Source organism: Allosphingosinicella sp., assembly GCF_036387215.1.
Lineage (GTDB): Bacteria > Pseudomonadota > Alphaproteobacteria > Sphingomonadales > Sphingomonadaceae > Allosphingosinicella.
In genome coordinates this window covers 1-3681 of record NZ_DASVUE010000109.1, presented here as the reverse complement: position 1 = coordinate 3681, position 3681 = coordinate 1, and the positions used below count along the sequence as shown (strand labels likewise).

The following is a 3681-nucleotide window of genomic DNA, read 5'->3' as shown; positions in this document are numbered from 1 at the left end:
CGAATAGCCGCTCACCACCTGCACCTCGTTGGTGCTGAGGCGATGGGCGCGGTCCGCGGCGCGCTTGAAGAGACCCTCGGCCGTCTTGTCCATGAACAGGAATTGCGGCGTCTGGATCGATGCGAAATCGTGGCTGTCGATATCCTCGACGAAGCTGTCCGGGATCCACGGCAGCCCGTCGGGCCCGCCCTCCTCCGGGATCACCTCCAGCAGGTCCGGATTGGCCTTGTGCAGCTTCTTCGCGAGCGAGGTGAGGCCGGACGGATGCTTCATCGAATGGCCGATCGCGCCCGCGAACGGCTCCGGAAGCGGCGGCAGCGGATATTCGGAGCGCACCGGCACTTCGAGCACCACGCGCGTGAACTCCTGCCCCTGCGCGATCGCGGGCCGCGGAGCGGCGCCTGTTGCGCCCTGAACGAGCAATGCGGGCAGGTTGTATCCTGCGATCGTCGCGCCGTGCACCCAGGCCGGGAAGCGGGGGTTCATCTCCAGGAGCCAGAGCTGGCCGCCGGCATCGCGCACCATCTCGAGCTCGCCGCCGCCGGTCCAGTTGAGCGCCTTCACCATCTGCCGGAGCGGCGCCATGAATTCCTCGGGCACTTCGGAGATGTCCCCGGCCCAGGTCTTGCCCTCGGGGGTGATCTCGCGCTTGCGCATGCTGACGGCGCCCAGCAGCTCGCCCTCATAGGCGGAGAGCATCACCGATTCCTCATAGCCGCTGACATGCGCCTGGAGGAACAGCCGCTCGGTCGACCAGACCTTGGAGAGCGCGTTCCGCGCCGCTTCGAACACGTCCCAGGTGGGCGTCCGCGCCGCGTCGTAATAAGGCCCCTTCAGCCAAACGCGCCAATTATGCTCGCGGCAGAAAGCGTGCAGGTCCCAGTCGCTGTGATCGGTCGAGATGTAGGTCGGAACCTTGACCGGAAGGCCGCTTGCAGCCTCCACGGCGGGCTTCGTGATACGCTTCAGCGCCTTCATCGGCGGAGCGAGCAGGTTCGGGTGACCCTCGGGGAACAGGTCGGCGAGCCACATCGCCTCGAGGTCGCTTCCGGAAATCCAGAGGCCGCCCTCATCGAGCGCCTGCTTCACGCGCTCGCCATAGGTTTCGAGGTCGAGCTCGTCCCACGGGCGCTGGATCCACAGATCGTCCAGATCGTCCCAGTGAATACCGGAGACGCGATTCGAATACTCGACCCCCACGAGGGTCGCTTTGGGATAGGCCTGCCTCAGTGAACGGACAATTCCGACGCCTGGCTGCGGATTGCCGCCGCAATAAAGCCCGCTCACATATATTTTCATACTGCTCCAAGCATAGTTGCCGCATCGCCGAAAACGGCGGCAGGCAGAGGAAGATTTGTTGGACCGGGCATATCCGCGGCGAGAGAGCCGCTCATATACACAGGAAATTCTAAGGCATTAACAAGGGTTAGGGCGCGTCGGCTTAATTTTATTATTGGCCACAACGGCGGAACGGCGCTTCGGTTCCGGAGCCGAAATTTCCGCGCTCATCGATGATCCAAACCTTCCCTGAGCGGTTGGAAAGCGCAGGGAAGGCAACAGGCGAATGAACCCGCAAGTCCATTATCCGAGCTACAAGGATCTCGACCCGTTCATCGACGTCGATCGGTTGCGTGCGCTTGACGGATACGTGGCGGAGCGGATCGAGCGGCGGCTCCAGAAGGCGCGCGACCTCGCTTTCTACACCGGCCCCTTCCTCCTCGACGGCAAGGCGCCGCATTTGCCCGGGTCGCGGCTGATCTACCTGACCAAGTCGAAGGAACAGGAGAATTATTACGACCTCGATCGCACCGACCTGTGGGAGCGGAGCGAGGAGGCCGAGCTCTTCCCCGATCTGATGGATTTCATCGCCACCCTTCCCTTCCGCGCCACCGGCCGGATGATCATCATGTACGACGACAGCGGCCGCGCCGTCTCGGCGCACAAGGACCATGACAGCCCTGAGCTCTGCCACGAGTTCATCTGGTTCCGGACCAGCCTCAGGAAGCCGTTCTACATGCTGAACCCGGAGACCGGCGAGAAGCTCCACGTGAGTTCGAACGCCGCCTGGTTCGACACCGTGAACCAATATCACGGCGCCGATGCGAGCGGCGGCCTCTCCTTCAGCATCCGCGTGGACGGAATCTTCACCGACGCGTTCCGGCGCCAGATCCCCTTCCCGGCCGAGAACCGCTCCAGCGCCCCCTCGCTCTGGGCCGCCGAGGAGTCGCATATTCCCGCCTAGCGGTTTAGGACCTCCGCAAAGAGCGGAGGGGAATAGATGGCCGACGAGATCCTTGCGACGCCTTCGGGTGCGATCCTGGAGCTTCGGCTGAACCGGCCGGAGAAGAAAAATGCGATCACCGCCGCAATGTATGCGGCGCTCGCGGACGCGCTGACGGAAGCGGCGAACGATCCGCGAATCCGCGTCGTCACCATCCTCGGCCGCGACGGTATCTTCAGCTCCGGCAACGATCTTCGCGATTTCCAGCAATCGCCGCCGCTCGACACGAACCAGCCGGTCTTCCGCTTCCTCTCGGCGATATCGAACTTCCCGAAGATCCTCGTTGCCGGGGTCGAAGGCGCGGCGGTGGGCGTCGGCACGACGATGCTGCTCCACTGCGATCTGGTCCTCGCCGCTCCGTCGGCCATGTTCTCGATGCCGTTCGTGGATCTCGGGCTCGTGCCGGAAGCGGCAAGCTCGCTTCTCCTCCCCCAGCTGATCGGCCCGCAGCGGGCGGCGAAGCATCTGCTGCTCGGCGATCCGTTCGACGCCGAGACGGCGCTCCGCTACGGCCTCGTAACCGATATCGTCATTGGCGACCTCGAGGCGCGGGTCCGGAACATCGCGGAGGCGATCGCCGCCAAACCTCCGGAGGCGGTGCGTATCACCAAGCGGCTCATCCGCTCGAATCAGGCTGAGGTCCAGGCGCGGGTCGACGAGGAAGCCGCCTTGTTCGCCGGCCGCCTCACCTCGGCCGAAGCGGCCGAGGCCTTTGCCGCCTTCTTCGAAAGGCGGGCGCCGAACTTCGGCTGATCAGGCCGCTCGGGCCATCTCGGCGAGCGCCGGATAGTCGGTGTAGCCGCGCTCGCCGCCGGTGTAGAAGGTCTCGCGGTCCGGCGTGTTGAGCGGCGCTCCGATCCGCAACCGCTCCGGCAGGTCCGGATTGGCGATGAAGGGGATCCCGAACGAGATGAGCTCCGCCCTCCCCGCCGCGATGTCGGCATTGGCGCGCTCACGGTCATAGCCCTGGTTCAGCATCAAGGTGCCCGGATAATTGGCTCGGATCAGCGCCGGAACGTCGAAGCCAGGCTGGGAATCCAGCACGTGCAGATAGGCGAGGCCGAGGCGGCTGAGGCGGTGCGCGACGAAGGCGTAGAGCGTCTCCGCATCTTCCTCCTCGATGTCGTTGAAGCCGTGGCCAGGGCTCAGCCGCACCGCCACCCGCTCGCTGCCGATCGCGGCGGCCGAGGCGTCGGCGATCTCCAGGAGGAAACGGGCCCGGTTCGGGATCGAGCCGCCCCATTTGTCGATCCTCCGGTTGACGTTGGTCGAGAGGAATTGGTGCGGCAGATAGCCGTTGGCGGCATGGATCTCGACGCCGTCGAAGCCGGCGGCGACCGCAAGCTTGGCCGCCCGCGCATAATGGCTGACGATCCCCGTCACTTCCTCGCTTTCCAGCG

The 3681-nt window shown here is 65.0% G+C and carries 4 protein-coding genes; 2 read left to right on the top strand and 2 right to left on the bottom strand.

Translation table 11 applies throughout. The annotated features are described in order from the left end of the window. Window positions 1-1299 (bottom strand): ATP-grasp domain-containing protein (locus VF662_RS04635; RefSeq protein ID WP_464138244.1); only part of this gene is annotated, 1299 nt, incomplete at its 3' end. A gap of 265 nt (window positions 1300-1564) precedes the next feature. Here VF662_RS04635 and VF662_RS04630 point away from each other — a divergent pair. Together VF662_RS04630 and VF662_RS04625 are read left to right on the top strand one after the other, a co-directional pair. After that, window positions 1565-2242, top strand: a complete 678-nt coding sequence (locus tag VF662_RS04630) for a hypothetical protein (RefSeq protein ID WP_464138240.1) — start codon at window positions 1565-1567, stop codon at window positions 2240-2242. A 36-nt stretch (window positions 2243-2278) separates the two neighbouring features. Continuing rightward, on the top strand, window positions 2279-3034 hold the full coding sequence (locus tag VF662_RS04625) for an enoyl-CoA hydratase-related protein (RefSeq protein ID WP_464138237.1): 756 nt from the start codon (window positions 2279-2281) through the stop codon (window positions 3032-3034). On the opposite strand, the gene VF662_RS04620 is transcribed toward VF662_RS04625, so the two are convergent. After that, the coding region (locus tag VF662_RS04620; protein ID WP_464138233.1) for an oxidoreductase at window positions 3035-3681 on the bottom strand (647 nt) is incomplete at its 5' end.